Source organism: Arachidicoccus rhizosphaerae, from assembly GCF_900107765.1.
GTDB classification, from domain to species: Bacteria; Bacteroidota; Bacteroidia; order Chitinophagales; family Chitinophagaceae; genus Arachidicoccus; species Arachidicoccus rhizosphaerae.
This window is the reverse complement of sequence record NZ_FNQY01000016.1, coordinates 1-25,308: the sequence shown is the minus strand read 5'-3', so window position 1 is coordinate 25,308 and position 25,308 is coordinate 1. Positions and strand designations below refer to the sequence as shown.

General features: G+C 43.8%; 20 protein-coding genes and 1 pseudogene. 10 read left to right on the top strand and 11 right to left on the bottom strand.

Annotated elements, in window-relative coordinates; genetic code table 11:
- Positions 1-6 precede the first annotated feature (6 nt).
- Positions 7-1,653: a UxaA family hydrolase gene (locus BLU80_RS13280; protein ID WP_091399356.1), complete on the top strand. Its 1,647-nt coding sequence runs from the start codon at positions 7-9 to the stop codon at positions 1,651-1,653.
- A gap of 418 nt (positions 1,654-2,071) precedes the next feature.
- Here the strand turns inward: BLU80_RS13280 and BLU80_RS13275 are convergent, their stop codons facing one another.
- The gene (locus tag BLU80_RS13275; RefSeq protein WP_091399353.1) at positions 2,072-2,614 is read right to left on the bottom strand and encodes a hypothetical protein; all 543 of its coding nucleotides are present in this window, start codon (positions 2,612-2,614) and stop codon (positions 2,072-2,074) included.
- Between the two features lie 310 nt (positions 2,615-2,924).
- Here BLU80_RS13275 and BLU80_RS19570 point away from each other — a divergent pair, with 310 nt between their 5' ends.
- The 4 genes from BLU80_RS19570 (at position 2,925) to BLU80_RS13255 (ending at position 4,947) form a co-directional block, all read left to right on the top strand.
- Entirely contained in the window at positions 2,925-3,086 is a 162-nt protein-coding gene (locus BLU80_RS19570) for a hypothetical protein (RefSeq protein WP_170831241.1), read from the top strand.
- 106 nt (positions 3,087-3,192) lie between these two features.
- Entirely contained in the window at positions 3,193-3,498 is a 306-nt protein-coding gene (locus BLU80_RS13265; protein ID WP_091399344.1) for a hypothetical protein, read from the top strand.
- A gap of 114 nt (positions 3,499-3,612) precedes the next feature.
- Complete coding sequence (locus tag BLU80_RS13260) at positions 3,613-3,891, top strand: hypothetical protein (RefSeq protein ID WP_139188157.1); 279 nt, start codon at positions 3,613-3,615, stop codon at positions 3,889-3,891.
- A gap of 459 nt (positions 3,892-4,350) precedes the next feature.
- Positions 4,351-4,947, top strand: coding sequence for a hypothetical protein (locus tag BLU80_RS13255; RefSeq protein ID WP_091399335.1), 597 nt, complete (start codon positions 4,351-4,353; stop codon positions 4,945-4,947).
- A gap of 207 nt (positions 4,948-5,154) precedes the next feature.
- On the opposite strand, the gene tnpB is transcribed toward BLU80_RS13255, so the two are convergent.
- The 4 genes from tnpB to BLU80_RS13235 all read right to left on the bottom strand — a co-directional run bounded on the left by tnpB (position 5,155) and on the right by BLU80_RS13235 (position 9,919).
- A complete protein-coding gene (gene tnpB / locus BLU80_RS20140) occupies positions 5,155-5,349 on the bottom strand; it encodes an IS66 family insertion sequence element accessory protein TnpB (protein WP_139188156.1) in 195 nt (64 codons plus the stop codon).
- Between the two features lie 203 nt (positions 5,350-5,552).
- On the bottom strand, positions 5,553-5,846 hold the full coding sequence (trxA, locus tag BLU80_RS13245; protein ID WP_091399327.1) for a thioredoxin: 294 nt from the start codon (positions 5,844-5,846) through the stop codon (positions 5,553-5,555).
- Between the two features lie 104 nt (positions 5,847-5,950).
- The gene (locus BLU80_RS13240; RefSeq protein ID WP_091399322.1) at positions 5,951-7,885 is read right to left on the bottom strand and encodes a transglutaminase family protein; all 1,935 of its coding nucleotides are present in this window, start codon (positions 7,883-7,885) and stop codon (positions 5,951-5,953) included.
- 111 nt (positions 7,886-7,996) lie between these two features.
- Positions 7,997-9,919, bottom strand: coding sequence for a DUF3857 domain-containing protein (locus tag BLU80_RS13235; RefSeq protein WP_091399319.1), 1,923 nt, complete (start codon positions 9,917-9,919; stop codon positions 7,997-7,999).
- Between the two features lie 287 nt (positions 9,920-10,206).
- On the opposite strand from BLU80_RS13235, the gene atpD reads away from it, so the two are divergent.
- Positions 10,207-11,712 (top strand): F0F1 ATP synthase subunit beta, encoded by a 1,506-nt coding sequence (atpD, locus tag BLU80_RS13230; RefSeq protein WP_091399317.1) that lies wholly within the window; start codon positions 10,207-10,209, stop codon positions 11,710-11,712.
- Between the two features lie 46 nt (positions 11,713-11,758).
- Positions 11,759-12,019 (top strand): ATP synthase F1 subunit epsilon, encoded by a 261-nt coding sequence (gene atpC, locus BLU80_RS13225; RefSeq protein WP_091399315.1) that lies wholly within the window; start codon positions 11,759-11,761, stop codon positions 12,017-12,019.
- 158 nt (positions 12,020-12,177) lie between these two features.
- On the opposite strand, the gene BLU80_RS13220 is transcribed toward atpC, so the two are convergent.
- The 6 genes from BLU80_RS13220 to BLU80_RS13195 all read right to left on the bottom strand — a co-directional run bounded on the left by BLU80_RS13220 (position 12,178) and on the right by BLU80_RS13195 (position 19,049).
- A complete protein-coding gene (locus tag BLU80_RS13220) occupies positions 12,178-12,969 on the bottom strand; it encodes a LytR/AlgR family response regulator transcription factor (RefSeq protein ID WP_211481843.1) in 792 nt (263 codons plus the stop codon).
- Positions 12,970-12,971: 2 nt separating this feature from the next.
- On the bottom strand, positions 12,972-14,111 hold the full coding sequence (locus BLU80_RS13215) for a sensor histidine kinase (protein WP_091399312.1): 1,140 nt from the start codon (positions 14,109-14,111) through the stop codon (positions 12,972-12,974).
- Between the two features lie 98 nt (positions 14,112-14,209).
- Complete coding sequence (locus BLU80_RS13210; protein WP_091399309.1) at positions 14,210-15,433, bottom strand: ABC transporter permease; 1,224 nt, start codon at positions 15,431-15,433, stop codon at positions 14,210-14,212.
- Positions 15,434-15,502: 69 nt separating this feature from the next.
- On the bottom strand, positions 15,503-16,255 hold the full coding sequence (locus BLU80_RS13205; protein WP_091399306.1) for an ABC transporter ATP-binding protein: 753 nt from the start codon (positions 16,253-16,255) through the stop codon (positions 15,503-15,505).
- A 97-nt stretch (positions 16,256-16,352) separates the two neighbouring features.
- Entirely contained in the window at positions 16,353-17,549 is a 1,197-nt protein-coding gene (locus BLU80_RS13200) for an efflux RND transporter periplasmic adaptor subunit (protein ID WP_091399304.1), read from the bottom strand.
- Positions 17,550-17,609: 60 nt separating this feature from the next.
- Positions 17,610-19,049 (bottom strand): TolC family protein, encoded by a 1,440-nt coding sequence (locus tag BLU80_RS13195; RefSeq protein ID WP_170831240.1) that lies wholly within the window; start codon positions 19,047-19,049, stop codon positions 17,610-17,612.
- A gap of 605 nt (positions 19,050-19,654) precedes the next feature.
- On the opposite strand from BLU80_RS13195, the gene BLU80_RS13190 reads away from it, so the two are divergent.
- From BLU80_RS13190 to BLU80_RS13180, 3 genes and pseudogenes are all read left to right on the top strand, one after another.
- Positions 19,655-23,062, top strand: a complete 3,408-nt coding sequence (locus tag BLU80_RS13190) for a SusC/RagA family TonB-linked outer membrane protein (RefSeq protein WP_091399299.1) — start codon at positions 19,655-19,657, stop codon at positions 23,060-23,062.
- Between the two features lie 28 nt (positions 23,063-23,090).
- Positions 23,091-24,761 (top strand): RagB/SusD family nutrient uptake outer membrane protein, encoded by a 1,671-nt coding sequence (locus tag BLU80_RS13185; RefSeq protein WP_091399296.1) that lies wholly within the window; start codon positions 23,091-23,093, stop codon positions 24,759-24,761.
- Positions 24,762-25,063: 302 nt separating this feature from the next.
- Positions 25,064-25,308: pseudogene (locus tag BLU80_RS13180) on the top strand (hypothetical protein); the annotation flags it as partial.

The following is a 25,308-nucleotide window of genomic DNA, read 5'->3' as shown; positions in this document are numbered from 1 at the left end:
AGTGATATGGGACAGAGAACTTTAATAGTACAGCCTGCCGATAATGTAGTGGTGGCTTTACAGGATTTAAAGGCTGGAGAGGAGATATTGGTTGGCGGAAACCAGATAACACTGCTGGATGACGTAAAAGCAAAGCATAAATTTTTACTGTCAGATCTTAAAAAAGGAGACAAAATCATCATGTACGGCGTGCTGGTGGCCATTGCAAATGAGGATCTTCTAAAGGGGAACGTGATTACAACAGCCAATGTCCATCATGCGGCTTCGGGCTTTGAGGTCAGGGATAGTCATTTTAATTGGCAGGCCCCGGATACCACCAGGTGGCAGGACAGAAAATTTATGGGCTACCACAGATCTGATGGCAAAGTCGGAGTAGCCAATTACTGGCTGGTGATTCCAATGGTGTTCTGTGAGAATAGAAATGTAGAGGTAATGCGCCAGGCATTAACCCAGGCACTGGGTTATAAGTCGCATGATAAATATAATGATTTTGCGCATCGTCTGAGCAGTCTGTATAAGGCAGGGAAGTCAACGGCCGAGATTCTGGATGCAGATTTTAACGGGGCTGATGAGGGGCTGGAAGAACCTTTGCTGCCCAATATAGACGGCGTTAAATTTTTAACCCATCAGGGGGGATGCGGTGGCATCAGACAGGATTCCGTCACTTTATGCGGGCTGCTGGCAGGATATATCACCCATCCGAATGTGGCAGGCGCCACAGTGCTGAGTCTGGGTTGTCAGAATGCTCAGGTAAGCATATTGATGGATGAAATTAAAAAAAGAGATGCAGGTTTTAATAAACCACTTTTTTTATTGGATCAACAACAAATCGGCAAAGAAACAGACCTGCTGGCGCTGGCGATTAAAAAAACCTTCGCCGGTATGGTGGATGCCAGTAAGCAACAGCGGCAGCCGGCATCCCTGGATAAACTGGTGCTTGGATTGGAATGTGGTGGCTCAGATGGTTTTTCCGGTATTTCTGCCAATCCGGCCGTTGGGTACTGTTCGGATTTACTGGTTGGATTAGGCGGTTCTGTGATCCTTGCGGAATTTCCTGAACTCTGCGGCGTGGAACAGAATCTGAGTGACCGGTGTAAGGATGAAGGGGATGCCAAGAGGTTTGCAGCACTCATGGGCATGTACAGCCAAAGGGCTACAGAAGCGGGCTCTGGTTTTGATATGAATCCATCACCGGGTAATATTAAAGACGGCCTGATCACAGATGCCATTAAAAGTGCGGGAGCAGCCAAAAAAGGAGGGACCTCACCGGTGGCGGCCGTCCTGGATTATCCGGAACCTGTCACGAGGCCGGGGCTTAATTTACTTTGTACGCCTGGTAATGACGTGGAGTCTACGACAGCAGAAGTGGGCAGCGGGGCCTCAATTGTATTATTTACCACCGGTCTTGGAACGCCGACCGGCAACCCTATTGCACCTGTTGTCAAGCTGGCGACCAATACACCGCTCTATCAAAAAATGACGGATATTATTGATCTGAATATGGGGACGATCATAGAAGGCACAGAGACCATTGAGCAGGCGGGGGCCAGAATCCTGGATTTTGTCTGTGAGGTGGCCAGCGGCAAAAAGGTGAGAGCCGTTATCAATGGTCAGGATGATTTTATACCATGGAAACGCGGAATCAGCCTATAGGCAGATTTTAAAGGTTTTGTTTGATTATAAGTTTTGGATTTTTGTTTGAATCAGTTTGTGAAAAGAAGCCGCCCTTGTGCGCTGTTTTCAGGTAAATACTTTACATCGGGACATGTAGACTTTGCCAGTAACAGAGCGGGGCGGTTCTTGTATTTATGCTCCTTTGGTAACCATATTGCCATTACCGTCATAGGTATAATCGACCGTCGTTGCAGGTTTAGAGCTATCTGTATATTTAAAATCCCCTAAACTGCTGTTAGGATCCTTGGCCTAAAGGATGCACTAACCGCCTCCAATTGATTGATTTTCCTAAACCAAGACAAGTTAATTCCTCTAAATTATTGCTCTGTTTGTTCAAATGAATCTTCAACGTCAGACAATAAAATCCAACCAATAAACTTGTTACCACAAACAGCAGCTATCCAAGTCTTGTTTTCGATGGGCTTATATTTATTGTATAGACCAACACTCCATTTTTCTTCAATTTTGCTTCCCTTATTAAAAGAAATTTGCTTGGATTTTGCTTCAAACAAGGAAATTCATATGCTTTTATCAAATCTTTCTTTTTAGCGCTATAAAAAATAGAATGATTAAGATTGAAGTGAGAGATTTGTTGGGGTTGATTTCCCCGCAAAAAGAATGAACCTTTTAGATCTAAAGCAATCCAACCTTCATTTTCTATATTCAACACTCTAAGATTGGAATCTTTAAATAACAACTCAAAAGTAGAAAAAAAGGGGCCATCAGTGTATTTTAAATCGTATGTATTAATTGACGATTTGGATAATATACCAACTTCAACATTGGTATGAAGAAATTCTGGTGTATAAAATTCAAAATATTTAAGCGTATCGTTAATTGTAAAAATATTTAATGTTGCGTCCTCCTTTTGATATGTTTGTGCTGCTGAAAAGCCACACGCAAGTAACAGGATTAATAAGGTTGACAGCAATGGTTTCATAATAATTTATTGATAGCTAATCATACAATGTCATTAATTTAAGATTCAAATTGGCTTGTACCCCATAGGATATCATAAATATTAGTAAAACTTTGAATGAGAATACCCGATTCCTAGTAAAGGACGTTTCGCAGTCCTTGTTTTGTCGCTTGAATTCTTCATCGCTGAGGGTAATATTTATTAATTTAATGACTTTTTCGAATAAACTTGGATTGGCTTTGGGAAAGTTCGCCCCCATTCTTAAGGACAATCAAAATTAAGAACTTGGGCGCAAATTTCCTACAGAATTCCTTAAGTAAATGGCATTGCCATGACCACTAAAACCGATACAACGGCAGCTTATACCTATGACGGCAACGGCAATATGATTACTGACCGGAACAAAAAAATCACCCAGATCACGTATAATATCTTAAATTTACCGGGTGTTATTACGGTAGCGAGTAAGGTGGGCGATCGGGTATTATTATGATGCGGCAGGCAATAAATTAAGGAAGCGCACCACGGATATTACTGCCAGTCTTTCTAAAACCACTGTCACGACTTATATCGGTGGCGCCGTCTATCAGAATGACACTTTGCAGTTCTTTGGCACGCCGGAAGGCAGGATGCGGCACAACGCGGACAGCTCAGGCTGGGTGTATGATTATTTTTTGAAAGATCATCTGGGTAATACCCGGATGGTCATTACAGATGATTATAATGTGGTGATTCCTATTCTCGAAACAACTTATTATTATCCGTTCAGTCTCCAACAAAAAGGGAAAAGATTAACGCAGGAAACAAACCCATTGCATAACAAGTATACTTACAACGGCAAAGAACTCCAGGAAGACCTGGGACTTGACCAATATGATTACGGCGCACGTTTTTATGATGCATAGATTGGACGATGGGAGGTAGAAGATAAGTATTCTGAAGTTTATTATTCTCTTACTCCATATAGCTACACGGGAAACAATCCTGTAAATTCGATTGAAGTAGATGGCCATCTTTTTGTGTTCGCAAATGGTTTTGTACCAAGTCAATATGTTTGGGGGCAAAGTAGTACTTCTGCAATCGGTGTTGGCCCCTACCTGGTTCAATATTCTCAAAAGGATGTGTATGCACCAGATAGAGTTTTTTATACTGATGGACCTCATAATAATGGTAAAGAATTTAATAATTACTGGGATGGTGAAGACGATGCGTATAAAGAACCTTATCATAATGCTTATTATACAAATGGCTCCTTCACTCCTGAATCTAAAGCAAGCATAAGATTTGAAGAAGGATAAAAAGCCGGATCAAATTTAATTTCACAATTTGATGCAGGGGAAATCAAATTAGCTTCATGAGAGACTATAAAAATTGTCGGACATAGTCAAGGTGCAGCATATGCAGCAGGTATTGCTACAGCACTTGCCAATTCTAAATATGAGGGTCTCGTCGAATTTGTAGATTATCTTTCCCCACACCAACCCGGCGATTTTTCTAATCCTTCTAAAATTAAAGGGCGACAGTTTTCTACTAAGAGCGATCGAGTTTCTTCTCGGGGAGGTCTATTGGGAAAAATTCTTAATTGGTTTAATGGAGGGTCCGACTTGGAACGAATCAATGGAACGTCAGAATATCATGTAAGAGATAATTTTGATGGAGGAATGGGGGGCATATGGTAAACACTTGGTTAAATAATCTAATTGATTATTGGAGAGGATTGGGAATTAGGGTAAATATAATAGAATAATACCTTATATATGAATAAATTATTTCTTTTTATTTTGCTGATGTTAATATTAATAGCTTCATGTTCTCGAGAAATGAAGCTTTCTGCAAGCGATTATGAATGGATGCCTTATAAAGGAAATGAAACGCTTATATTTACCTCTAATAAGGGAGACTTTGATAGTGTTTTTTTTCTAAAAAAAGATACACTATGGGGTTTCCCCGATGCACAATCAATTTTTGCTCCGCAATGCGAGGGTGTGAGAATTTTTTGTCGGCACACTGACTCCGTTATTCAGGACAAAAGTATTCGATATTTAGAAAATGATTTTTGTTCTATCCAAAAATCAAAAAATGGCCACACTGTATTAAAAGTGAATTTATTAACAAAGGATGCGGTTTTTTATAGGCTTGGACCGATTAATTTAGATAGCCTTAATAAGGTAACCCCCATTGTACTAGAAACAAAAAAGAACCGATATAAAGATGTTTTTGTAATAAACGGAGAAGATTATTCGGGTTATTTTCGCGATCGATATGATTTTGTTACCAAAATCTATTGGAGCAAATCAAAAGGACTGATTCGATTTGATAAGAAAAAAAATGCTTATTGGGAGTTGACAAATTAGCGCCCACCAGAAGCTAACTGTTCTTTATGTTGCTGCAGCAATTCCCGCTCTTCCTGCTCGGTAATGCTATAGATCACCCTGTTTTGCTTGTCAATAATTCTTTTTGTTCCGCTACTTTAATCTTAATACCTCGGTTCTCGTCCAGCAAAGCAGCATTCTCTGCCCACACCCTCCTTACTTCTGCGGTCAGGTCATCTACCTTTTTAATCAGGGCACACCACTGATCATTAATTGCAGCTCGTAAGCTTCTATCTGTCCATGGGGCGGTACGGCAAATGTACCTTTTACGAGGCGTTTGTGGAAAATCTCAAAGCCATCCTCTGAGCAGCTAAGCAACTTGCACTGATTTTTTCGTTTGTTGATAAACATAAAAATATCTCCCGACAATAAATTCCCCCACATATAGGCTTCACAATACCACCCAGCTGATCGAAGCTGTATCGCATATTGCGGGATTCTTGATAAACGTAGTAGCGGCAAGTATTTGAATAAGAGATCATATTCCAATAATTAGCCGGCAAATCTTATCCAGCTACTCATAAATACACTGACGGTTCTTGCCGAACGCTTACCTCCTTTGGAAAAAACGGGAAGACGATGTGTTTTTACCCATACTGCTCGATCAATTGTCTGAGTTGACCTGTCGGCGTTACACCCGAAGCGCGCCATAGCATTTTACCATTTTTAAATAATATCAGGGTAGGTACACTGGAAACCTGATAGCTGGCGGCAGCCTCGGGGTTTTTATCCACATCGATTTTGATAATGCGCGCCTTTTCTCCAATTTGTCGTTTAAGGTCTTCCAAGATAGGAGCCATGGTTTTACAAGGTCCACACCAGGTGGCATGAAAATCGACCAAAACGGGTTTGTCACTATGAATCATTTCCTGGAAGGTCATAACTGAGTATATTTTGTTCAAGTATGTTTTACAGGCCACAAAAACTGTGCAGGGTATGCGTATTGTCAATGATCCGTACCCGTTAGCTGACTGGTCCGTTTACTTTAATCCTTGATAAAGACAATTTTCTCCTCCACATCACCGGCGACTTTACCGGTAAAATCAATCAGGTCATTAAATTTATCCGCCTTAACGATATCCTTATTAATGACTAACTGATTGATAATACTAAGTTTTCTGTTATCTGCATCATAATGATACTGACTGGCATAAGTGCCAAAATCATAGGAAATAGTCCGGTCCTCAGGAATGGATTCGGGATGCATGTCTGCATCCAGCTGATAGACAGTTGTATCAACAATGGTATGCGGGAAATCAAAATAATAATCGGCTGTTCTGGAAGAATCCTCATCCGGGGTGTAAATAAACCTGCTAAAAGGTCTGGAACGGACAAAGACCTTTGTGCCGGATACAAAATCAGGAAAATTGTCATACTTAAGGTCCATGTCAAATGTATAGGGGCCGGTCGTTCTGGCTTGCTCCCCAAATTGTAGAGAATCTGTAGACTTTAAGCCCAGATAATCCGTAATAAAGTCCTTTTTATCCCGGTCGGCATGCTGATAAAATCCATATAAAAACATATCCTTGTATGCGCCCTGTCCCGCGTATCTTGACTTTTGGGTGGCAGAGCCATCCGCGTGCAGTAAAATGGTATCATGGATGGAAAGTATATTTTCCTGGCAGGTGGTAGCGGGCGCCTGAATCAGCTTGCCCCCATCTGGTGTTAACAGTAAGGCATAGTTGCCAGCCGTTGAATAACCCAGCGTGCCAAAGTCAATTAATTTACTGGTACATTCCAGCCAGGTCGTATCACTTTTCCCGTCCAAATGAGGGATGCATAAAATTTCATGGTCAAAATATCCATTAGGAAAATCCGGTTCCACCGGAATTTCCGGGCGGTCTGCATTGATCAGTGCGGGAAAACTTTCGATGCCAACGCTTGCAAGTGCGGCCTGCATAAAATGGCTGAGGGCTTTACAATCCCCATATTTTTTGGTGCTGACAAAGGCTGCCGGGAGTGGTTTGTAACCACCTATGCCGAGTTGAATGCTTACGTAACGCATATTACGCTGCAGATAATCATAGATCACTCTTGCTTTTTGCTGCTGGCTAGCGGCACTTGCTGTGAGGTTCTGATAAAAGGCGATTTGCTCGGGTTTTAAGGCAGCGTCTTTTTTATTAAGCAGGCGCACCCAGTCCCCAAAATGGCTCCAGCTGTCCATCTGGCCGGCATAATCATCCATGCTGAACTTATCTGCAGCCATTAAAATCATCGGCAGGTATTGATAGTCAGGACCTGAATGGGATTCCAGGGAAATGGCTGGTAAATTGCCTGCTTCCCACTTATAAGTGGTAAGCAGGCCGGCAGTATTTTTTCGGGGCTGAATGGGTGTATTGATATTCTTATACCTGAATCCAAGATCTGCAGGCAGGGTAATCTGATAAGCACCCTTTTGCAAAGCCTGACTTGCAGCCTGCATTTCAAAACCCGGATAGACCAGGATACCCTTATATTTAACAAAATAGTCAAATTCAACGGTAACCGGGTACGAGGGAGGGCTGACTCTGAAATAAGTAAGGCTGCCGTCATCCACCAGTTCTTCTCCAAAACTGGTACTCATCATATCCTTTTTATTGTATTTCTGGATCTGCAGTCCCTGCTTATCATAGACCCGGATATTCACGTCCGTTAGTTGCCGGAAACTGGAATTATAAGAGCTGAAAATGAGGTAGCGGTCCGCCTTTTTGTTTAAAATGGTATAAACCTTATGAAAATGACCGGTTGCGTTCTGGGGATCTTTTACAGTAAGTTCCGTGGAACTCAGCCGTACTACACTGTTGGCATCTTCCAGTAAGCTGTCCGCAATGGCGGAAACCGGATACTGAGGCGGGGCCGGCTGAGCCTTGGCCCCCCAAGGATGACTCAGTAAAAGCAAGGGGGTAAATAACAGCGTAAAGGGACGCATACAACTATACATGAGAACTGCAGTTTTAAATAAGGAAATTGATAGGTAAAGCCGGACAGCATCCAGGCAGACAAGAAAGTGAATCCTCCATTTGCCTTAGATATACTGCCCTGAACTTTATGCTTACATTTTTTTCAGTACGATTCTTTCATTTAAAAGCTCATACATTTTTTTATAGTAGGCTTTTAGATCTTCATATTCCACGGTGGCGTATTCAGGTCGCAAATGCTGAATGCGGAGCTGGAAGGCCAGTTGGGTGGCAGATGACTGCTGGAAGATGCGTTTAAATAGAATGGAACTGTCTGACATCTGCATTTTCATGGATTTCGGAAGGGACTCTACGGTATAACCTTCGGGTAAATTAATATAGCCGGTGACCTGGACGTCCTGCAGATAACCAAAATTGATATTGGTTTGTCTTTTGTCTGCCGTAAACGGATTGTCTTCCAGGCCCATAAACAAATCATAAGGAATCAAGGTATACTTGCCGGATGTTTTGGCCTTACCGCTGCAATTAATCTGAACATCCAGGGGTTTTTGCCACAGATTCTCGTTCTGGACAATTAACGAATCAATATTCAGGTTGATATCTCCCTTTAGCGTCAATCTGTCCTTTAATTGTTTTTTTCTATAGTCATTCAGCCGCATATTTCTGGCATAGTCACTATAGGCAGCTCTGCCTATTCCGGAAAGTTTGCCTTCCTTATCCAGATTAAGGGAAACCGTGATAAAGGACTTTTCTTTTTTACGGTTATCATAAATAGTCAGCCAATCGGAATTTTTCCTGTCCACTATAAATCCATAAGTATACTGAACATCATAGGGCACCAGATCATACGGGTTGTATTTGTCTGAGGCGTTCATAACATAAACGGTAGAATCCAGTTTGGCAACGGCCATGGTTGCATTAAACTGCATCAGATTAGGATAGGATTTCTGAACACTTCCGTGATCGCGGGTACTCACCAAAATAGGATAAGCGTCTATATCATTATCCTTCAGTAAATCAATCAGAATCATATTGATGTCCGCGCAATTGCCTTGTTTTTTATCCCAGGCATCCTTAATGCCTGCATCGGAGGAGAAAATTTCATTATCGCCGTTCCAGGCCATATACTGCTGTACAAACTGATAAATGGCGATTAATTTATCCAGTTGGGTATGGCAGGTGGCAAGGGCAGTTTTCAGGGAATCCGTTCCTTTTATATTTCTATGCAGCTGTTGCCCAAAATAATTGTTTTCCTGTAACTGTTTGGATATGTTGTCCCAGGTAGTACCCACAAGGATAGGGGACTGACCCGGAGGGTTGATTCTGGTTAGATGAAAATCAACGCGCTGGATAAAATCATTGGTGCCTGCCATATAAGGCTCGTCATGAATCCCCGGGATATCACTCATTGAATAAAAACTGCCGTTGACAGAACCGTCGGCCTTCACTTCCATGGGCTGGCGCCGGACCGCGGAATAGGTGAAATCAAAATATTCAGGGATCATCAGGTGGCAGCAGCTATAGAGCGTAGGGTATTCATGTTGGAATCTCCAGGGGGCTATCCCGCCAATGGTACGTCTGTACACCCGGTATTTGTATTCAAATACGCTTCCGACCTTCACCTCTGGCAGGGCAAAACTAAGTTCAGAATACTCCCCGTCTATTTTTTTCCGGAAGGTCTCATTGTTTTTCATTTTAGAGGTGGTCACCTTACCATCTGATCCTAAATTATATACGTAACCTTCCACACCGCTGATATCTTCAAAGCCGTCCTTACTGTAATAGGAGAGTTTGACATTGGCACTTTCAACGCCTGGTGTCTTTAGCACTTTAAACCGTTTACGAATATAGGTTTCCAGCATTGGCGTGGAGCCGTTAAGGTTAAACTGAACCACACTTTCCTCGAAAAGACAAACAATATCGGAGCCCGGATCAAAGGAACAGTCCGTAAAGGCCATTTCTTCATCCGTATAATGGCCCAATTTAGGCAATTTTTTTTGCCCGAAGCCGTATAAGCTTATTGCAAACAACAGGAACAGAAGCAGTGGTTTTCTCATATTATAATTTTTATTACTTGTTAGTCTCTAGTAAGCAATAACAAATCTACAATAAAATAATTGTGAAAAAATATTTTTTTTGGCATTTTGTTGGCATTCCGGTGATTGGCGCAAAAATCAGACAAACATTGGCAAAAAAAATTGGTTCATGTTAAATTTATTCTCTATTTTTTTCCTTTAAAAAATTCTAAACCCTTACCTTTGCCAAAAATTGAAAATAGCGGTGTTTTACCGCCTGGTTTCACAGCATTTTTATTAAAAAAAGACACATTAATTCTTTGTCATTTATGGCTAACAAAGGTAAAATTAAACAAATCATCGGTGCGGTCGTAGACGTACATTTCCCTGATAATCAGCAACTGCCTGAGATCTTCAATGCGTTGGAACTTCAAAAAGAAAACGGCGAGAAGCTGGTTTTGGAAGTGCAGCAGCACTTAGGAGAAGACAGTGTGAGAACCATCTCCATGGAAGGTACAGAAGGTCTCGTACGTGGTACTGAAGTTGTTGATACCGGTCGTCCTATCACCATGCCAGTAGGGGAAGGTATCAATGGACGTTTGTTTAATGTAACCGGAGATGCCATTGATGGTCTGCCTCAGATCGATAAAGCCGGCGGACGTCCTATTCATAACATACCTCCAGCTTTTGAAAACCTGAATACTTCTACTGAAGTATTATTCACGGGTATTAAAGTAATTGACCTGATTGAACCTTATGCAAAAGGGGGTAAAATTGGTCTGTTTGGTGGTGCCGGTGTAGGTAAAACCGTATTGATTCAGGAATTAATTAACAATATTGCCAAAGGCCATGGTGGTCTGTCTGTATTCGCCGGTGTAGGGGAAAGAACCCGTGAGGGAAATGACCTACTGCGTGAAATGATTGAAGCCGGTATCATGAAATACGGTGAAAAATTCAAGCATTCCATGGAAGAAGGCGGATGGGATCTGAGCGCTGTGGATATGGAAGGATTAAAAGAGTCAAAGGCGACCTTCGTGTTCGGTCAGATGAACGAACCTCCGGGAGCTCGTGCCCGTGTTGCCTTGAGTGGTCTGACTATTGCCGAATACTTCCGTGATGGTGACGGTACTGGTAAAGGTAGAGATATCCTTTTCTTCGTAGATAATATCTTCCGTTTCACACAGGCTGGTTCTGAGGTATCTGCCCTGTTAGGTCGTATGCCTTCTGCGGTAGGTTATCAACCAACCCTGGCTACAGAAATGGGTCTGATGCAGGAAAGAATTACTTCTACAAAAAATGGTTCCATCACTTCCGTACAGGCGGTTTACGTGCCTGCGGATGACTTGACTGACCCGGCACCTGCAACAACCTTTGCCCACCTGGATGCCACTACCGTACTTTCCCGTAAAATTGCTGACTTAGGTATCTATCCTGCGGTTGACCCGCTGGATTCTACTTCCAGAATCCTGACTCCTGCCATCGTAGGAGACAAACATTATGATACCGCCAACCGTGTTAAACTGATCTTACAGCGTTATAAAGAATTACAGGACATCATCGCCATCCTGGGTATGGATGAATTAAGTGATGAAGATAAACTGACCGTATCCAGAGCACGTAAAGTACAGCGTTTCCTGTCTCAGCCGTTCCACGTAGCTGAACAGTTTACAGGTCTGAAAGGGGTATTTGTAAGCATTGAAGATACCATCCGTGGCTTTAACTCCATCATGGACGGAGAAGTGGATGAATATCCAGAAGCAGCATTCAACCTGGTAGGTACACTGGAAGATGCAGTTGAAAAAGGTAAAAAACTATTGGCCCAGGCTCAGGGATAATTCAAACCCGGACGGATCAATATTTTACCTAATTAAATTGATACTCATGCTTTTAGAAATATTAACACCAGAAAGAAGAATCTATAGCGGCGACGTGTATGGCGTTCAGTTACCAGGCGTCAGCGGTTTATTTGAAGTCCTGAACCGTCACGCACCTATGGTAAGTGCTTTAACTAAAGGCCAGATTAAAGTACTGGTTAATGCAAAAGGTACCAATAACCAGCAGTTTACTATTGAAGGAGGTTTTGTAGAAATCCTGGATAATAAAGCTACCGTACTGGTTGAAGGTGCAACAGAAATCGTCTAACATCTTAGCGCTGCCTGCAGCGTTTTGGAAAAGATAAAAAACAATAGGAACCCAACTTAATAACAGCGGGTTCCTATTTTTTTGTGCCTGCCTGCAGGCACGATATGTAATGAATGAAAAAGACGGTCTTCGTTTGCCCGGCAGCCTCAAGGATCAGCCTATCCCAGCTGGTTTTTAATCAGGTCGTTAACGGCTGGCCGGTATATTTCCCCGATGGGTAATTCGGTTCCTCCGATCAGTGTCAGGTCATTTTTTTTCATGCGCTGTATCTGACGGGTGGCGATGATATAGGATTTATGAATGCGCATGAAGTCCGGAGCCGGCAGGTAGGCCTCAATGGATTTCATGGTGGCTCTTGTCAGTAAGGGCTGTGGCTGGCTTAATAGATGAATATTGATATAGGATCTTAACCCTTCAATATAAATAATGTCAGACAGCATCACTTTTTCCAGACTATACCCGACGTTTACAAAAAGATAGTCCGGAACAGGGCTGCCTGCCGGGGAGGGGCCGGATGGCGGCTGTGCTTGCTGAGCGCCGGCGGTTTGTCCGCTCTGATCTGACTGCTGTCTGGATTGCATGGCTTTTTTAAGTAAAAAGAGTTCATGCGCTTTATTACAGGCTTTGATAAACCGGTCCAGTGCCACGGGCTTTACCAGATAATCCACCACATCCAGATCATAGCTCTGTAAAGCGTATTGCTTATAGGCTGTAATCAATATCACAATGGGCCGGTTTACCAGCCCTTCAATAAACTGTAAACCTGTGAGTCCCGGCATTTGTATGTCCGTGAAAATAAGGTCAATGGAGGCAGTCTGCATGATCTCAATAGCCTTGAAGGGATCATTACAGGACGCGACGAGCTCCAGAAAAGGCACTTTACTGATATTATCGGCCAGCAGGGCCAGGGCCAGCGGTTCGTCATCCATTGCCAGACATCTCATCATCATTATTATTGTTTTGCGGGACCTAATTCCAGTTCCAAATGTACGGTAAAAGTGTCCTGATCCCGGTGAATAAAAAAGCTGCTTCTATTCTGATACAAAAGTTCAATTCTTCTTTGGACATTGGAAAGACCGATGCCGGATACGCGGTCCTTGATTTCCGTACTAACCGGATCATACCGGTTGCTGATTTCAAAAATCAGCCGTCCGCTTTTTGTAATCAGGTGTATGTCAATTTCCGGATGCTGCAGGTAACCACTGCCATGTTTAAAGGCATTTTCCACAAAGGGGATTAGCAACATGGGCTCGATTTCTGCCCAGTTGTTCTCTAACGCTATATCCTGGTGAATCTGGACCCTGTCTCCAAAGCGTTGCTGCTGGAGCTCAATATAGGTCTTCAGATAGCTGACTTCGGTGGTAAGCAGCACCTTTTCCTCACGCGTATCATAGAGCATATACTGTAACAACGCGGAAAGCTGAATAATCGTGGGTTCTGCCTGCTCACTTTTCATGCGGATCAGTGCCGTGATATTATTTAATATATTGAATATGAAATGCGGGCTGATCTGAGACCGTAAAAAAGAAAGTTCTGTTTTGAGATTCTCCTCTTTTTGTTGCTGCAAGAGCTGAGCGGTCTTGGTCTTATCACGCCAGATCTGCCATAGAGAACTGGACAGTATGGCCAGTATAAAAGGGGGCAGGCTAAAAGTAATGGAGCGAATAAAATTATAATGACCGTCATGGATGACTGTCTTTACCAGAAGATAATTAACACCTAACGCAAAAAAGAAAAGGATAAAAATACTGATGGTATAAGCCGTCCACTTTTTAGGAGTGGCCAGCCTTGGAATCAAAAGGATACTGTTCAGATAAAATATGACAATCCACACCAAATTATTTAACAGGGAGAGGTGTAAAAAAGCTAACCTCAACTCTTCGCTGGGCGGGCCCGGCACCCGGTGGCGATCGCTGTTATACTGAATAAATGGCAGGGATAATATCGCAATCCACATGATGATATGCAGCAGGATAATCACCCTTTTATCAGAAAAGTTGATGCGCATGGCTCTTTGTATCATCGTATGAAGATAGCCATTATTTGGTTTGTACTGCGTGTTTATACTATGTTGATCGTCGGTTTTCATCATTTAAATCAGGCTTTTTATGAGCCTGTATCTTCGGGGTATACTGACAGCCTTTTATTTAAAAGGCTGTCAGTATACCCCGTCATTGTTTATTAGGTATGCTATTCATAACGCAGCGCCTCAATCGGGTCGAGCCTTGCCGCTTTTTGCGCCGGATAGTAACCAAAAAATACCCCTGTAATGCCACATACCAAAAATGAAATCATAATGGAGGTCTCTGATATGAGTACCGGCCAGTGGGCCAGTTTGGTGATTAAAAAGGAGGAGAGTAGCCCCAGTCCCACACCAATCAATCCGCCTGTGATACTAATAATGATGGCTTCAATTAAAAATTGCATCAGGATGTCGGAGCCTCTGGCACCTATAGCCATTCTAAGACCAATTTCCTTGGTTCTTTCCGTAACGGATACGTACATGATATTCATGATGCCGATCCCCCCAATGAAGAGGGAAATCCCGGCTATAGAGGTCAGTAGCACTGTAAGCATGCTGCTTGTTGCACTGATGGTGCTGATCAGCTCCGCCTGTGTTCTGACGTTGAAGTCATCCTCCTGCTGATCAGTAAGATGGTGATTGGCCCTTAATATGGACGTAATCTCATTGGTGGCAGAGTCACTGGCCGCCTCACTGATGGCAGATACGTAGATCTGATTGAGATAAACGGTACTGGCAGTGATTCTGTTTTGTACGGTGGTGTAAGGCGCCAGGATGATATCATCCTGATCCTGACCAAAGTTACTTTGTCCTTTAGGGTTCAGAATACCGATTACCTGAAAGGGCGTCTTGCCAAAGCGGATGTATTTGCCTACGGGGTCTACGCCTGGTGCAAAAAGGTTATCGATGACCGTCTGGCCTAAAAGGCATACTTTGGCAGAGGTAAGGATATCCTTGTCCGTAAAATTAACCCCGTCTTTCAGACTGAATTGGCGGATATGTAGATAATCCTGACTGACTCCGTATATGCTGGTAGGCCAGTTTTGCCCGCCGTTGACGGCCTGGCCGCTGGCATTGACCACCGGTGATATACCGTCAATTTTGGTCGCCTGTTTTTTTATCGCGTTCACGTCTTTCATGGTCAGTGACTGAAAGCTGCTGCCTCCCATTCTCACGCCGCCTTCCAGGTTACTCTGGGGGAAGATGGTAATCATGTTGGAGCCCATGCCGGACAAAGAGCTGCGGATGCTCTCCTTGGAACCTTGTCCGATGGCCATCATGGCAATCACTGCCGCGACTCCAATGATGATACCAAGCATGGTCAGAAACGCCCTTAGCTTGTTGCGCTGCAGGGCTTTTATAGCGAGTTTAATCAGATTTAATATAGCCATTGCTGTAAAATTTTATTTGAGTTAGCCTTGCTTTGGCTCCCTTAAGTCCTGTCTGGATAAAGCATGTCCTTAAATCGAATAGCTGTCTGCCGGAGGCAATTCTTCCAGTGCCTGTCTGGCTGAGCGGACTTTTTCGTTTTTAAGATCCTTTTGTACCGAGCCGTCCCTGAGCATGATGGTCCGGCTGCTGAAGGCAGCTATATCCGGCTCATGGGTGACAAATACGATGGTTTTACCTTCTTTATTAAGATCCTGCATCAGGGCCATGATCTCATAAGAGGTGCGGGTATCCAGGTTACCGGTGGCCTCATCGGCCAGTATCATGACCGGTTCACCTACCAGGGCCCGGGCAATGGCCACACGCTGCTGCTGACCGCCGGAGAGCTGATTGGGCAGGTGATCCATCCGGCCATCCAGTTTAACGGCCTGGAGGGCCTTGATGGCTCTTTGCTTTCTTTCTGCAGCGTTTACCTTTTTATTATAGAACAAGGGTAGTTCCACATTTTCCAGTGCTGTGGTCCTGGCCAGCAGATTATAGGATTGGAATACAAAGCCGATTTTTGAATTGCGGACCCGGGCCAGCTGGTTACGGTCCAGTTTGCCGACATCCTGACCGTCCAGCATATAAGTGCCACTGGTCGGATTATCCAGACAACCCAGGATATTCAACATGGTGGTTTTACCGGAGCCACTGCTACCCATGATGGTAACAAATTCCCCTGCCTGGATGGAAAAAGATACATCCTTTAAGGCGTGCACCGTTTCTCCTCCCATGGCAAAGGACCTTTTCAGATGTTGGATGTTTAATATTTCTTGTGCCATTGGTCTGATTTTACTGTAATGTACCAAAGTATCTTAACGCGTATGCTGAGATCGCTCTTAGGGACTATCGGTCTATCCGGTTGCTTTTCGGATACGCTTATTTCTTTTTGTTGTTTCTTCTGGGCGGATGCGGCATAAATGGACTGGAGCCGTCGGCCTGTGCGCTCGCCTGCTTCAGGGAAGTTTGCGCTTCTGCCGTTACGACCTGATCATCTGCGCTGAGTCCTGAAAGCACCTGTAACTGCGTGTTGTCATCCAGTCCGATGGTGATTCTTCTTTGTTCCAGCTCTGCATTTTTTCTCACCCAGACAAAGCGTTCATTGTCTTTTAAAGCTGAAGTGTCAGCTGCATATTTAAGCGTATAAAGTGCATCCTTAGCCGGAGTAGCAGGTGTATAAGTTGCTGCTTTGGCCGGTATTAACAGCGCTGTTTCAGCTTCCTTTGTATAGATGATAATACTGGCTGTCATACCAGGTTTTAATTGGAGGCTGTCATTAGGGGCGTTGATAATGGTGGTATAGGTAACCACATTGGAAGAAGTGGTCGGACTCAAACGGATTTCCTGAACAGATCCTTCAAATGTCTCTCCAAGGAAGGCATCAACGGTAAAAGTTACACGCTCTTTATCTTTAATATTTCCAACGTCAGCTTCGTCTACGGAGGCCTGAACCTGCATTTTTTTCAGGTCTTTGGCAATGGTAAACAAAGTAGGCGTACTGAAACTGGCTGCCACTGTCTGACCTTCGCTTACATTTCTGGAAAGTACAGTACCGTCAATGGGAGAATATATTTTAGATAAAGACAGATTCTTTTCTGCTGTCGCCAGACTGGCCTGTTGCGAATTGACACTGGCCTTGGCTGAATTATAAGCATACACCGCATTGTCATAGTCCGCTTTGCTGATGGCTCCGACTTCAAAGAGCTGCTTTTGTCTGGAAAGATTACTGGTCTGGTAGGTCAGGTTACTTTGAGCAGCTGCCAGATTTCCTTTAGCCTGATCCACAGAAGCGATAAATAATGACTGATCTAATACGCAGAGCAACTGTCCTTTTTTAACGACAGAGTTATAGTCTGCATAAATGGCCTGAACGGTACCGGATACCTGGGTACCCACAGCCACCGTGTCCACAGGCTGGATGGTTCCGGTAGCGGTTACGGTTTCTGCGATATGACCGGTGGTAGGTTTTTCAGAAGTAAAAGTAGTGACCACCGGGCTGGGTTTCAGAAAGAAAAACCAGACCAGAAATGCCAGGATGATGACGGCCAGTGTAATAATAATGGGTTTCTTTTTCATCCGTATGATTTTTGAAGTGATTGTTTTTAAATGTTTTAAGGCTGTTACTGGTTGCCTTTATTATTTGTTGACCACCGGAATGCCGGCGTAGAAGTTATAAATTCGTGCCTGTAGGGCCGCGGTATATTTTGCCTGAATGAAGTTTTGTTCAGCCTGTACGTACACCGTTTTTTGCTGCAGGTAATCTGCGGTCACATAGTTGCTGACTTTCATTTCCTCGCCGGCGACTCTGTAAGCTTCCTGCGCGTAGGTTAACTGCTGCAGCGCTGCCTCATACTGACTGAGCGCATTATTGACATTCAGGTAAGCCTGTTCAACCTGCTGGGTTAATTGCAGTTTGGTATTTTCCAGCGATAATTGCGCCTGTTTTATCGCAATGTCTGCTTTGGAAGCACTGATCCTGGTCTGCTTTCTGTCAAAAATGGGAATACTCAGCGTAAGGCCTAATTGCTGATAAAAATTATTATTGAGTTGAGGGAAATATCCGCCGGAGATGGTGGAACCGTAACTGGAACCTACGGAACCTCCGAGCGATAAAGTAGGTTTCAGGCCGGCTTTGATCTTAGCGAGTTCGGCCTCTTCAACCTCAACATTGATGGCACTGCTGGCTACTTCAGGACGGGTATTAAGCGCGCTGTTCTGGGCTTCTGTTAAAGGCAGCAGGGCAGGGACATCCTGTAAATTAGCGTCACTGCTGATATCAAAATTGGTCCCGGTTGGAAGCTGCAGTATTTGTTTGAGGGTGAGGATATACTGTTTGGCCGTATTTTCTGCGTTAACCAGTTGATATTTATCGCTGGCCAGCGTTGCCTGAAGCTCCAGGAGATTTTTCTTAGCCACCGTACCCACTTTATAAAACTGTGCACCTTGATCAACCAAGGCCTGAGAGGACTCAATCAGACCTTTATAATAAGTAATGTTCTCTTTGGCGAGCAGGATATTTAAATAGGCCTGAGTAATGGACAGGGTGATATCATTTTCCGTGGTTTGGATATCCAGGCCTGCTGCCTGTAAACTCAGTTGTTTGGATTTGATGTCATTTTTCAGGTAACCGCCCTGATATAGCGTCATGTCTCCATTCACGCCGTAGGTGCCATTAATTCCGGTGCCGCTGTGCTGGTGATTTAAGTTCTGAGAGATGCTCGCGTCCACAGAGGGGAGTCTGTTATATTTAGATTGTTCCAGGTCCTTGCCCGCACTTTGCTCGGTCAGTTGCATGGTCTGAATGGTAATATTGTGCGCACGGGCATATTCCAGACAGGTTTTAAGATCCCAGATCAGGGAGTCAGCAGTATTTAAGGAAACAGCTGCATCTATTGGCCGGATCCCGGCACTGTCGGTGACCGTGATGCTGTCCTGGGTCGTCTGGGGTACCTGCGCCTGGGCCGGGTTTGGAATCGCAGCCGCCAGAAAGCCTGCTGCCACGAGTAAGGCAACGAATTTAAATTTGCTGCCGGCAGTGCAAAGGCTGGTTTTATTATGAGATTGTTTTATTGCCATAGCCATTTATTTTACTTATGGACCGTAAAATTACCTGGTTGGATTAAGTAATAAAACGGCTTTGATACCAAACGGGTAAATCCTGCGACAAAATCCCGGTGAAAAGATATCTGACTAACAAAGCCTATTGAATAAGCCCGCTAATACGCGCCCCAGGTTCAATAAATGGCATATAGCAGCACTAATTTTCAAAATTGGGTTATGCGGTTTTGTGCGTGTTTTATTGAATGATATTGTTAACTTATGGCGATTTAAGATAATCGGAGTTATTTATTAAATAGATGATAATTAATTAATTATAAATTCTGTCAGTTTAAATGATTAAAATTTGTGCAAAAATTATTTTTTATTTAACTTTAATTCTGTAATTATGTAAGATAATTATTGCGGAATTGTGATTTTTTAAGAAAATATTTTATCCGAAAAATGCAAATAGTTTGCAATAAAATGCACAAACAGGAGCAAGGCTTATTGCAATCCGGTTAGTAAACTAGGGATTGTTAGCTTATGTCTGTACAGATAGGGCCTATCCAACAACCATTTGAAAGAGAGAATTTTTAAAAAATGCTCTCCTTTATCTATTCTAATTATCCAAAATTGATCCTATGCACTTACCAAAAAAGAAAACTGTCAGGGCGTTATGTTTGGCCAAAATACAAAGAGCCAGGCTATCTCATACTTTGCCAATGGAAGATCCTATGTCAGACGCAGTTGTTGGGAATATACGGGCGAATACTCTTGCTCCTTTGTTAACAAAAAATGTGGCCATTGGAGTGAATCGTCAACTCAGCATTGTCTTTGTACTGATCGCCTGCTTTTTGCTGGGTACGGTTCTGTGTCCGGTGAAAGTACTTGCTCAAACCGGCAATACCGGCGCCGTGGTGGAAATACACGGGAATGTTTATAATCAGGCGGATGGTACGCCCATAGAAGGCGCCTCAGTCACTATTAAAGGGACGACGCAGGGAACACTCACAGATGCCAAAGGGAATTTTCAGTTGCAGGTTAAATTGCCTGTTGTCCTGTCTGTGACAGATATTGCGCATTTACCTCAGGAGATTCCGGTCAATGAGGACAAACCGGTCAGTATAGGGTTACAGGCCGCGTCACAGAGCCTCAATGACGTAGTGGTGGTGGGGTATGGAGAACAGCAAAGAGGTCAGGTTACCGGAGCCGTCAGTACGGTAGATGTCACGAAGACTTTCAGAGACCGCCCTTTAAATGACCCGATTAAAGGGTTACAGGGGGTGGCACCCGGTTTATCCATTAGTTATTCCAATGGAGGATTAACGGCGCCTGCCAGCGTCAGAATCAGAGGCATCGGTTCTTTAGTCGGATCTGGCAGTCCGCTTATCATGGTGGATAATGTAGAAACAGATGATTTATCGGTTATTAACCCGGATGATATAGAAAGTGTTTCTGTATTAAAGGATGCGGCCTCCACCGCCATTTACGGAGCGAGGGCCGCATTTGGTGTGATATTGATTAAAACAAAATCCGGCCGGATGAACACGCCGACTAAAGTGACTTATTCTAATAATTTTTACTGGAGTAATCCGACTACCTTACCGGATTTTGCAGATCCCACACAGGAGCTGCCCGGCATTATTAAAGCAGACGAAAGAGCCGGTGTTACCCCGGAACTCTTTGGGATGGACTTAAATCAACTGTTGACCGGGATTCAGAACTGGAAGGAAAAATATGCGGGTAAACGCACGTCAGATGAAATGGTGCTGGGAGAAGATTTTGATATGACAGATAGTACGGTCCCTTATTTTTACCGGATCTGGGATGTTAAAAAAATGATGCTTCGCACGCAGCCCGGGCAGCAGCATAATATCCGGGTTTCCGGAGGTAGCGAAAATATCGCCTATTACGTTTCCGCAGGATATAGCAAGGAAGGGGGTATTATGCGGGTGCATCCAGATCAGGTACAAAAATACAATATCTCCACCGGCGTCACTGCCAACGTCACTGACTGGTGGAAGCTGAATGTAAAGATGCTATATCGCAATTTTGAATATGATTATCCATTTGGCTATTACGGAGCCACGCAGAACTATTTTTACTACATGTGGCGCTGGGGGGCTTACTGGCCATACGGTACCTACCAGGGAAAGTATTTTCGTAATATACCCGCTTACCTGAATGCGGCTCAGGATAATAAAACCATTGATAATTACAGCAGGGTGGATCTGAGCTCTGATATTAAAATCACTAAGGATTTAAACCTGCATGCGGATTACAGCATCGTACGTGACAATGCCATCAATCAGTCAACCGGCGGCCCGGTGATGGCCTGGGATAGCTGGACCTCAGGGACTCCTTATGAGAATATATCTTCATCCGGTTATGATTATACTTCGGCCTCCCAAAACAGAGATAATATAGATGTGTTTAATATCTATGCCACCTATGACAAGCATTTTGGCGCAGACCATCATTTGAAACTGATGGCCGGTATCAATGCGCAAAAAGATGGTAATATTTATTTTTACGCGGATCGTAAAAATGTGCTGGATCCGACTAAAGGATATCTGGATCTGGCATCCGGAGATATGAGCGCTTCAGGAGGCAATGCGCAGAGTGCATTTGCAGGTTATTTTGGCCGTATCAACTACGACTATAAAGATAAATACCTATTGGAACTGGACGGGCGTTATGACGGTTCCTCCTCCTTTGCTGCCAAAGACCGCTGGTCAATGTTTGGTTCTGCCTCTGCCGGTTATAGAATCAGTAAAGAGCACTTCATGGAATTTATCAGACCCTTTATTTCTGACTGGAAGTTCAGAGCTTCTTATGGAGCTATCGGCAACCAGGATCTGGGTGGATCAAATCGTTATTTGCCGCTGATGTCAGCGGGTGCAGTGGCCTGGGTCGTAGACGGAGTGGAAGCGCAAGGAGTTGGTTCTCCTAACGCTGTAGCCGCTTCTCTGACCTGGGAGAAAATTACTACGCTGAACCTTGGGACGGATATCAGTATGCTACATGATAATCTTTCTTTGAGCTTTGATTGGTTCCAGCGTTCTAATGACGGGATGCTGACCCAAAATGCTGTGGCAAGTACCTTTGGTACTTCTGCCCCCTGGGTTAACGGAGGCAGCATGCGGACCCGTGGCTGGGAACTTTCAGTGAACGGTAATCTGCCCGTTAGTAAGGAACTGGCACTATACGGATCTCTGACCCTGACGGACTATAAAACGGTAATTACCAAATGGGATAATGCGTCCAAGTTACTGTCTCAGAATTATTCCGGTGAAACCTATGGTGATATCTGGGGTTTTGAAACAGACCGTTATTTTACTGATGCTGATTTTAATGCAGATGGCAGTTTTGCTTCCGGCGTGGCGGATCAGTCAGCGCTTGCCAGCGGCAACTTTAAATACGGCCCCGGTGATATTAAATATAAGGACCTGGACGGAAGCGGGGTGATAGATGGGGGAGATTTCTCCGCCAATAATCCTGGTGACCTGAAAGTTATTGGTAATACGCAACCCCGCTATATGTATAGCTTCAGAATCGGCGGAGTATACCGCAATCTGGATTTTGACTTTTTCTTCCAGGGAGTAGGTAAACAAAGTTACTGGGGGACAGGCGATGTGGCCATGCCAAACTTTAGAGGAGGCGATATCCTATATGCCCACCAGTTGGATTACTGGACACCGGATAATACGGACGCCAAATATCCTAATCCTTATTCCGGGAATGCCAGTGGCAAAATCCCCGGACTTGCCGCAGGCGGGAATAACTTTTATCCACAATCTAAATATTTGCTCAACACCGCTTATCTGCGTCTGAAAAATGTATCCATTGGATACACACTGCCTCGTCAGTGGCTGAGCCGTTATAGTATTAAATCAGTCCGGTTATATGTCAGCGGGGAAAACCTGTTTACATTCGATGATTTAGGGGTACCCCTGGATCCGGAAGCCCTTGATGGATATAGCTCTTCCACCGGTAGGACTTTCCCGATACAGCGTATGTATTCTTTTGGTGTACAACTCAGTCTCTAACCTTTTCCTGACGTAAAAAATTACTATTATGAAATTTTCAATCAATAAATATTATTTACTGGGTCTGTCCTTATTGATTACCGGCCTTTTTACCGGATGTGCCAAGTTTGTGGACAAGCCGCCCTTGGATAACTTTTCCAATGATGAGTATTGGACCAGTGAGACCAATGTCAGAACCTATAATTGGGGCTTTTATGAACTCTTTACCGGTTTTGGAACAGGCACCAATGGGGATTTTTATTTCAGCTGGCTGTCTGATGATCAGACTCCTTCCGGATTTACCAACTTTACCCTGACCGCTCCGGCCAGCGATTCCAGATGGACTTTTGCCTATATCCGCAAAGCGAATATTATGCTGGAAAATGTGGATAATGTGCCGATGGATGAGGAAGCCAAAAATCATTGGAAAGGCGTAGCTCGTTTTTTCAGAGCATTGTCTTATTTTAGGTTGGTAAAAGTTTTCGGGGATGTACCCTGGATTAATAAATCTCTGGATATCTCTGAAACGGATGTGATCTATAAGGCCAGGGATTCAAGAGCCCTGGTTATGGATAGCGTAATGGCTGATCTGCAATATGCCTATGCGAATTTAAGGGACGAGGACCAGGATAATACAGTAAATAAAAATGTTGCCCTGGCACTGATTTCCAGAGTGGGATTATACGCGGGAACTTACCGTAAATATCATACGGAACTTAATTTGCCGGACGCTAAAAAGTATTTACAGGACGCAAAAGATGCCAGTGAAAAATTGATGTCGGCCGGATATAGCCTGAATGCTGATTTTAGAACGGTTTACAGCTCACTGGATTTAAGCGGAGATAAAGAATGTATCTTGTATAAACAATATGAGCCGGGTGTTTTGACCCATTCTGTTATTGGTTATACCAATAGCAGTACTACGATGGCTGGTCTCAGTAAAAATGCAGTGGAATCTTTTGTCTGCACAGACGGTCTTCCGATTGGTCTTTCCAGTGAATATGAAGGGGATGCGGATTTAGACCATACCCGCGCCAACCGGGACCATCGATTACTGGAATCCATCAGCGATTTTCTTTGTTATAAAACTCACCTGGTCGGTGGGCTGAGTGCTTCCACAGGTTACAGGCCGGCTAAGTTCCTGCAGCCTGCTGATGAAAATCAATTGGCCCCTTATAATAGCACGGATGCGCCGATTTTCTGGCTGCCTGAAATCCTGGACAACTACGCCGAAGCCTGTGCGGAACTGGATGATTTAGGTGCCTATACCATGACCCAGGCCGACCTGGATAAGTCTGTCAACCTGTTAAGGGCAAGATCAGGAGTCGCTGCCTTACAGGTAACGGGGCATCAGGGTACTGCTATTGACGGCGTCAGTTTTACCGATCCGGATAAGGACAGTGACGTGCCTTCTCTTATTTGGGAAATCAGAAGAGAAAGAAGGGCAGAACTGATGATGTGCGGATTCCGGTTTTATGACCTGATGCGTTGGAAAAAAGGTGAAAAACTGGATAATACGGTAAATCCGGATATCTTCCTGGGAGCTAAGGTGCCCGCGGCTGAAGGCATCACCTTAACCAGTGATGGTTATCTGCAACCCTATAGTTCCAGCAGTAACCGGACATTTGCGGATAAAAATTATTTGTCACCCGTTCCAACCGGACAGATTTCTTTATATCCTACAGAAATACAGGACGGTATGCAAAATACGGGCTGGTAATAAATAGGCCCTGGATGACGATTTAAAGCCGTCATTAGGACCGACTTTTTGATAGCCGTAAGTACAATTATTGAGTGTCCAATGTAATACTGATTAATAGCGCAGCCTTCCAGAAATAATTGGAGGGCTGCTTTTTAATCTGTATTTGTGATAAGGTGTGTGAAAGCAACTAGTTTAAATAAATTTGCTGTCAGGGATTTCAATTTTCTTGATGACGTTTAAATAGAGTCTGCTGAACAACTGCCAAATTATATGTAAATTGAGGTTTCAGTGGATTTTTCATTAAAAAAGTGCAAGGTTTTATGCGTGGAAGTTATAAAAAGCGTGCACCATCTCCGGTTTATAGCAGTCCCAACCAGCTAAGTTTCGAGGGTTTTGAGACCCCATTCGAGCAGCAGCTGGACTTGAATAACCGGTGGGTTTTCCTGGCCAGGAATATTCCCTGGGACCGGATCGTTGGTGTATACGATAAAGTATTCAGCTCTGCGGAAGGGAGAAAACCTCTCAGTGGGCGACTCGTCCTTGGCAGTCTAATGATCAAACATCT

Excerpts from the sequence above, each read along its gene's own strand:
- trxA (WP_091399327.1), bottom strand. The coding sequence starts at position 5,846 with ATGACCTTCCAGGAAATGATTCATAGTGACAAACCCGTTTTGGTCGAT.
- BLU80_RS13205 (WP_091399306.1), bottom strand. The coding sequence starts at position 16,255 with ATGGCACAAGAAATATTAAACATCCAACATCTGAAAAGGTCCTTTGCC.
- tnpB (WP_139188156.1), bottom strand. The coding sequence starts at position 5,349 with ATGTGGGGGAATTTATTGTCGGGAGATATTTTTATGTTTATCAACAAA.
- BLU80_RS13185 (WP_091399296.1), top strand. The coding sequence starts at position 23,091 with ATGAAATTTTCAATCAATAAATATTATTTACTGGGTCTGTCCTTATTG.
- BLU80_RS13215 (WP_091399312.1), bottom strand. The coding sequence starts at position 14,111 with ATGATGAAAACCGACGATCAACATAGTATAAACACGCAGTACAAACCA.
- BLU80_RS13240 (WP_091399322.1), bottom strand. The coding sequence starts at position 7,885 with ATGTATAGTTGTATGCGTCCCTTTACGCTGTTATTTACCCCCTTGCTT.
- BLU80_RS13280 (WP_091399356.1), top strand. The coding sequence starts at position 7 with ATGGGACAGAGAACTTTAATAGTACAGCCTGCCGATAATGTAGTGGTG.
- BLU80_RS19570 (WP_170831241.1), top strand. The coding sequence starts at position 2,925 with ATGACCACTAAAACCGATACAACGGCAGCTTATACCTATGACGGCAAC.
- BLU80_RS13275 (WP_091399353.1), bottom strand. The coding sequence starts at position 2,614 with ATGAAACCATTGCTGTCAACCTTATTAATCCTGTTACTTGCGTGTGGC.
- BLU80_RS13220 (WP_211481843.1), bottom strand. The coding sequence starts at position 12,969 with ATGATGATGAGATGTCTGGCAATGGATGACGAACCGCTGGCCCTGGCC.
- BLU80_RS13255 (WP_091399335.1), top strand. The coding sequence starts at position 4,351 with ATGAATAAATTATTTCTTTTTATTTTGCTGATGTTAATATTAATAGCT.
- atpD (WP_091399317.1), top strand. The coding sequence starts at position 10,207 with ATGGCTAACAAAGGTAAAATTAAACAAATCATCGGTGCGGTCGTAGAC.
- atpC (WP_091399315.1), top strand. The coding sequence starts at position 11,759 with ATGCTTTTAGAAATATTAACACCAGAAAGAAGAATCTATAGCGGCGAC.
- BLU80_RS13195 (WP_170831240.1), bottom strand. The coding sequence starts at position 19,049 with ATGGCAATAAAACAATCTCATAATAAAACCAGCCTTTGCACTGCCGGC.
- BLU80_RS13210 (WP_091399309.1), bottom strand. The coding sequence starts at position 15,433 with ATGGCTATATTAAATCTGATTAAACTCGCTATAAAAGCCCTGCAGCGC.
- BLU80_RS13190 (WP_091399299.1), top strand. The coding sequence starts at position 19,655 with ATGCACTTACCAAAAAAGAAAACTGTCAGGGCGTTATGTTTGGCCAAA.
- BLU80_RS13200 (WP_091399304.1), bottom strand. The coding sequence starts at position 17,549 with ATGAAAAAGAAACCCATTATTATTACACTGGCCGTCATCATCCTGGCA.
- BLU80_RS13235 (WP_091399319.1), bottom strand. The coding sequence starts at position 9,919 with ATGAGAAAACCACTGCTTCTGTTCCTGTTGTTTGCAATAAGCTTATAC.